General features: G+C 58.5%; 6 protein-coding genes and 4 pseudogenes. 8 read left to right on the top strand and 2 right to left on the bottom strand.

Going from position 1 to position 6,000, the window contains the following annotated elements; translation table 11 throughout:
• Position 1 precedes the first annotated feature (1 nt).
• From ACPYOJ_RS26335 to ACPYOJ_RS26320, 4 genes and pseudogenes are all read left to right on the top strand, one after another.
• Positions 2 to 181: pseudogene (locus tag ACPYOJ_RS26335) on the top strand (SLC13 family permease); the annotation flags it as partial.
• A 45-nt stretch (positions 182 to 226) separates the two neighbouring features.
• A pseudogene (locus tag ACPYOJ_RS26330) lies at positions 227 to 365 on the top strand (non-homologous end-joining DNA ligase); the annotation flags it as partial.
• A 440-nt stretch (positions 366 to 805) separates the two neighbouring features.
• Entirely contained in the window at positions 806 to 1,750 is a 945-nt protein-coding gene (locus ACPYOJ_RS26325; RefSeq protein WP_481418873.1) for a LysR family transcriptional regulator, read from the top strand.
• A 34-nt stretch (positions 1,751 to 1,784) separates the two neighbouring features.
• Entirely contained in the window at positions 1,785 to 2,093 is a 309-nt protein-coding gene (locus ACPYOJ_RS26320; protein WP_481418872.1) for a hypothetical protein, read from the top strand.
• 502 nt (positions 2,094 to 2,595) lie between these two features.
• On the opposite strand, the pseudogene ACPYOJ_RS26315 reads toward ACPYOJ_RS26320, so the two are convergent.
• Positions 2,596 to 3,206 (bottom strand): annotated as a pseudogene (locus ACPYOJ_RS26315) (ATP-dependent DNA ligase); the annotation flags it as partial.
• Between the two features lie 57 nt (positions 3,207 to 3,263).
• On the opposite strand from ACPYOJ_RS26315, the gene ACPYOJ_RS26310 reads away from it, so the two are divergent.
• From ACPYOJ_RS26310 to ACPYOJ_RS26295, 4 genes and pseudogenes are all read left to right on the top strand, one after another.
• Complete coding sequence (locus tag ACPYOJ_RS26310; protein WP_481418871.1) at positions 3,264 to 3,497, top strand: hypothetical protein; 234 nt, start codon at positions 3,264 to 3,266, stop codon at positions 3,495 to 3,497.
• 78 nt (positions 3,498 to 3,575) lie between these two features.
• The gene (locus ACPYOJ_RS26305; RefSeq protein WP_481418870.1) at positions 3,576 to 3,932 is read left to right on the top strand and encodes a hypothetical protein; all 357 of its coding nucleotides are present in this window, start codon (positions 3,576 to 3,578) and stop codon (positions 3,930 to 3,932) included.
• The gene (locus ACPYOJ_RS26300; RefSeq protein ID WP_481418869.1) at positions 3,932 to 4,102 is read left to right on the top strand and encodes a hypothetical protein; all 171 of its coding nucleotides are present in this window, start codon (positions 3,932 to 3,934) and stop codon (positions 4,100 to 4,102) included. The genes ACPYOJ_RS26305 and ACPYOJ_RS26300 overlap by 1 nt, the downstream gene beginning before the upstream one ends.
• 96 nt (positions 4,103 to 4,198) lie before the next feature.
• Positions 4,199 to 4,910 (top strand): annotated as a pseudogene (locus ACPYOJ_RS26295) (SOS response-associated peptidase).
• Between the two features lie 488 nt (positions 4,911 to 5,398).
• Here the strand turns inward: ACPYOJ_RS26295 and ACPYOJ_RS26290 are convergent.
• A complete protein-coding gene (locus ACPYOJ_RS26290) occupies positions 5,399 to 5,641 on the bottom strand; it encodes a hypothetical protein (protein ID WP_481418868.1) in 243 nt (80 codons plus the stop codon).
• Positions 5,642 to 6,000: the final 359 nt, after the last annotated feature.

Raw genomic sequence — 6,000 nt, 5'->3', positions numbered from 1 at the left:
CATTCTGATCGGCCTGATGGTCGCTTTCATATGGGGACGGCTCCGCTACGACCTCATTGCAGTTCTCGCGCTGCTTGTCGCAGTTTCCACCGGCATCGTGTCGCACGAGGCAGCGTTCGCCGGCTTCGGGGACGACATTGTCATCATTGTAGCCAGCGCGCTTGTCGTCAGCGCCGCGATTTATGGAACTACGTGAGTGATTATAGACGAAGTATGGCGCGCCGAGTTGCCCTGGAAGCGAAAACAGCCCCCTACCCTATTCCGGAAGCGTCGATATTGTCTGGGTCGAGCCGACCCTGATCGCCGAGATCGAGTTTCGTGCCTGGACGGCGGACGGTACCTCGTCGACCGCGGCGGGAAGGTAGCTCGCGCGTTCGGCCTGCGTTGGAAGCTGTCCCCAGAGTTGCGCGCCACTGAAATAGAATCCGGTCTCGACCTTGCCGCCGTGAATGAGGAGTCGAGTTGGACACTAACGATGCCAGCTCTGTACGTAATAAGACCAGATGGGATCGTGGAGTACGCCGATATCAGCCTTAACTACACCCGACACTGCGACCCAACCGAGCTCTTTCCAATCCTTAGCCATATTCGCGCATGCCTGATGCACTGATCCTCGCCGCTGGGCCCGCTTTGGATTCCACAAAGCGTGTCCGCCCGTCCAGGGACGCCCGACGCGGGTTTCATCGCGACGGCACCGGTGGCAACGTAGCTTTCGGATATAGCGCCCCCCCCGCGCCCCCAGCGTGATGCTGCATTGCCATCGCAGGGGCTCAGTAGTGACCGAAACAGTTGACGGTGAACACCAATGGAGCTCCACCAGGTACGGTACTTTCTAGCTGTCGCAAGCACGCGCAACTTCACGCGTGCTGCGGAGATGTGTAACGTCACGCAACCGGCACTGACCAAGGGCGTGCAAAAGCTGGAGCAGGAACTTGGGGGCGAGCTCATCTACCGAGAGCGTCAACTTACCCACCTCACTGACTTGGGCAAGGCGGTGCTGCCCATGCTTGAGCGCGCACTTGCATCGACTGAGGCGGTTCGACGCCGAGCGCGTGAGTTTCAGCAGAAGGAAGTAGCTCCATTAACGATCGGTCTCGCCCCATCCATTTCCGCTTCGCTCGTTCTCGAGCCCATCGCTGAGATCCGCAAATTCGTCCCCGGCCTCCATGTCGAGCTTCGAGAAGAGCAGCCAAGCCGCCTTGTTGAGCTCCTATTAGAGGGCGAAGTAAATGTCGCCTTGGTTGGTGATCTCGACGAGAGACCAGAAAGAATCGACGATTGGGCGCTGTTCGAGGAGCGCTATGTCGCCGTTCTCGCTTCGTCGCATGAACTTGCCGATCTTCCGGCGATCGGAATCGAAGCGCTTCGCGAAGCCATTATCCTTGAGCGCACCTATTGTGACGTGGCTCCGAAATTTCGCCGTCTCTGCTTTGCCGACGCGCCGCCGCCGCCGCATCCCAACCATCGCAGCTGCCACGACTTGCACCTGCAGCATTTGGCAGAGGCGGGGTTTGGAATAGTCCTCGCTCCCGAGCATATGCCCCGATTACCCTCCCTAAAGGCGCTTCCGATCGAGGGGGATCCGGTATGGCGAGAGGTCCGGCTTCTTGCGGTGCAGGGCCGACGCTACTCACCAGCGCTTGACGCCTTCGTAAAGGTTGCGCGGTTGCGCGACTGGTCTCTTCATACGGGATCGCCTCTCCAAACCGAGAGTCACAGCCATCTCGAAGCGACCGGTATGTCCGCATGAGTCCACATATTGCCCATTTCTTGAGATGCCCGGTATGCTGATGAACGTCGAATTGATGTCCGACCATTTCGATCTTAGCCTGTCATTCGTGCTCGCGGCGCCGCTCATCGCGTCCGTCCTGTCGAGCGTTGACCAGACGGACGAAGGGCTTGCCTCGGGCATCAACAATGCGGCGAGCCGGATTGCGCAGCTTGCCGGCGTGGCACTGGCCGCTGGTGTCGCGTCTTTCGAGTGTGGCTACGAAGTCGGTCTCGCCGTGGCCGCCGTGACCTCGATCCGCGGCGCATTTAAAGCTGCGATAACCCCGGGTCGGGCCGCGGCGAAAGCGGGCGGCTGCGCTTAGAAAGCATGGAATTCAAACAGGTTCGTATTTTCCGAAAATTGCTGACAACCTTAACTTGGCTGAAGCTGCTCTGCAGAGCTGTCACTGTCAGCCGACATTCGCCCGCGCGACACTGGATCCGACAATTTGGGCGGCGCGCTGGTTTATCGCGACAAAAAGTTAGTTGCATCTCGAGATTAGAAACAGCGGTCTAGCGACAGCTTCGTGCGCTCATCGAGCGTTATGCCCGGTCGTTAATCCTGTGAGGGCGCAGCAGCGTATGGTGCGTTGCAGGAGACCTCGGGACCGAAGCAAATCTACGGCCGAGCTAGGGAGGAGCTGAAATCACACATAGGCACACAAGACTGTCCATTTAACAAAGGTGCGCTGAAAAGCTACGCGACGGCGATCGTGGGAGTATCCACAGCAAATGCGCGGCGCCGAACGTACATCCCGACGGTAATTGAACCGATACTCGCGGCGAATTGGACATCGTCGGATCAGGACTCCATTCTCTCCTGCATTCGAAGCCGTGCGGACAAGCAAGGGCAAGCAGCCTGTCGCCATCTGCATCGATGTCTTCGGAGAGCCGGATGACACCATCACGATCGGTGATCAGCCCGTCCAACAAATGCCGCCGAGCCATCAAGTCCATGCCGGTGAGATCGTGCCCGTCGAAATAGAGAAGAAGGTCGAAGGCGACAAACATCGCATCAAAGAAATTCTGCTTGCCTCCCGGCCGCCGAGCGATTGCTGCAACAGCGGAAGTCTGACCGGCCCCGATCATCGAAGACGACTGCCTCGCCCTCGAGGATCGCCGTATTCACGCCGAGCTGCTTGACAGCCTCCTCGATGCGGGGAAAGCGATGCGTCCAATCATGGCCGCCGCGGGTGATGATCCTCGCGCCCTTGGGCTCGATGTGCACAGCCAGGCGGTATCCATCCCATTGATTTCGTAGACCCAATCCGGTCCCTTCGGTACTTTGGGCTTCAGCAGCGCAAGGCAGGGCTCTATGCGCGCCGGCATTGCATCAAGGGGGAGATCGGGCTGTGCCCGATCGCGAGGCTTGCGGGCCGGGATCGAACCGGCTTCTCAGTCTGCAGAAGGGGCTTTGACTTCGGCAGCTTGGACATTCCAGCACTGTATCAGGAATACCTTGCTAATCAGTAGGAATCAGCCATCATCGATATATGAGCGATATCTCAAGGCCGTTCGTTACAGACGACGATCCCGATAGGCACATCCGCTGCCAAGATGCCTTGCAGTTCGCTTTCCGCGATCTGATTGCTGCCGCAGTCGCCGCAGGCTGGCATGAGCGAGAGGCGGTCGCAGCAATAGGAGAATTGGCGGACAATTGCATGCTGGCGCTTGCCGCCAACGACGAGACGGCCATCCTTCTCGACCTTCTCAAGAAGATGTCTTGACCCTCTCTACGGTGAGAACATAATAAGAACAAACGGCCACGGCCGCCTGCTTGACAATTCAGAAAAAGGAGAACGGTTATGCCCCGGCAGCCGAAGGAAGAGGAATTGGAGCAAGGCACCTATTGGACACCGCCTTACGAAGCCACTATCACTGACGCGCACCCGCGTCTGATTGCTGCGCTGGAGGTAGGCGCCGATATCGAGCAGATGCACCTCTTCGTAGCCGGAGCCTACGATATGGGTTCCGGCGCGCCAATGGGTCAGTTGGAGGTCGCCGTGGATTGCAACCGCGGGGTTGCTTGCGGCGTCTTCCGATCGATCATCAACGGAGAGGATGCATCGGGCAAACCTGCTTGGTTTGCCTACGACGAGAGCCCCGATAGCGCGATCCAATTGGTTCTTGACACGGCAAGAGCCGAAGGGTTCGTTCTCTGATGCATCCGGCCACAAAGGAAGACATCGACTATGAGGTTGAAGCCGCCCTCGCCTTTCATGACGACGATGCCAAGGCAACGATAGCAACGCTGCTGGCCGACATCCGTCACCTCAGGCTTCAGCTCGCCTTGACGGTAAGCGCGATTAGCCGCGGCATGGTTCGTGGCTAGTCGCCTAGGTATGACCGCTAAACGGTGTCCTCATTGCGGAACATCGAACGGGCGTATTTAGTTACGCTCTCGAAATCAGGGGGAGCGAGCTCTGGCATGTGCGGACGCATTTTCATCAAGACCATCTTGAGAGCATGATGGACGCCTTTGCGTTCGCAGATCGGAAGGGCGCGCTCGGCCTCTCCAATCAATTTCCCCGCTACAATGGTGCCCTTTCCCTCGAGTACCCAATCATCATCAAAGACCTGGTGCGCGAGCCCGTCACGAAGGGCACAATCTTCGTCAGCGCACGATGGGGATTGATCCCGAGGTGGATGCCACCGGGCGGAAGGCCACCGATCAACGCGCGCTGCGAAAGCATCACCACAAACGGCATGTTCAAGGCAGCCTATCGCGCGCGCCGCTGCCTTTGTGCCTATTGCTTCTTCGAATGGAAGGACATCTTCGGCACTGGCAAGAACAAGCAGCCCTACGCCATCGCCATGAAGTCGGGAAGGCTGTTTGCGCTGGCCGGCGTCTGGGAAACATTCCGAGATCAGGCTGGGATTGAAATTCGCGCGTTCGCCATTGTCACCTGCCCGGCGAACGAGATGATGGCCGCGATCCACGACCGCATGCCGGTCATTCTCCACCCGGAAGACTATGGCCGCTGGCTATCTCCGGAGCCTGATCCGAACGACCTGATGAAGCCGTTCTCCTCCGAACTGATGACGATGTGGCCGATCGACCGGAAGGTCGGATCTCCGAAGAACGACACACCCATATCATCGAAGAGATCGACCCCGATCCCGAACCGACACTGATCTGAAATTATCCACGTGGCGGCCGCCTTTCACCAATTCAGGGCATTTGACCTCGGAAGAGGAAAGGATGACGCATGCGCCGGTTTGTGCCGATACCGGATTGGACACCAGGCTATATCCACGTCTGCCCGCATCACGTGGACATCGTCGCGAAATGCTCGGCCTGTGGAGAGCAGCGGCCATTTGGCAGGCGGGCTCTGCCATATGGGAAACGACACGCGCTGATCGATGATATAGAGGCGCGCCTGAAATGCAGCTCCTTTGGAAAGAAGGCGGGGAAGCTGCTATTCGGCCATTATGCCAATGGGGGATAAATGATCATCGAAGGCCATACGAGGTGTTCCGTCCGTCGTGGGCATCGCCGGAGATAGGATCGCACGCGAAATGTATCAAGGAACGGAAGCTGGCGTTAATCGCCAAGGGAAGGCTGAAAGAGTTTTTGACTGAAAAGGGCTTGCGGGTTGAGTGGAGCGGCGTCGTCGACAAGACGCCGTCACACCGGCCGCTGGTGAATATCTATCGAGCGAACGATGAAGAAATCGGCAAGAAGATGCTCAGGGAGGGCTTCGCTCGAGAGTGGCGGCCGGGGCATCGAAACGAGTGGTTCGGAGAATAAGACCAGAAGATCAGGGAGAGCCGCGCGGCCGGACTGGTGGATCTGGCCGGCGATGGCGCTCGCCATGCTGGGTGCGAGCGCCGGAGTGATCGGGAGCTTGGCGAGGCTGTTCGGTTTCATCGGCTAAGCCGCAGATAAAGCGTCGCGGCAGGGGGGGCGAACCCACGACCGCACATGCGGTGGGGCGGACTCCCTCCCCTAAAGGAAGGGAACTCCTAGCCTCTATTGTGCATTCTGCATCTGTAGCAACGGAGATCCGAATGTAGGACGACAAGACAAAGAAGGGGAAACAGGACGCAGCCGGATAGCAGCAGGCGAGGTATACGAAGTGAGTTATTTCGCTCGAAAGCACGGGATCTCAGCCGAAGTGCGCCGCGCATCTTTATGCGGCATGGGTCGGATCGGGACGCGTGCGATAAAACAGCCAACCGCCTGAAATAGCAAGCGCAGCGGTGAGCCAGCGTTGCCAGCTCAACCCA

Source organism: Rhizobium sp. SVR5-9E, assembly GCF_056755095.1.
This window is presented reverse-complemented; position numbering and strand designations above follow the sequence as displayed.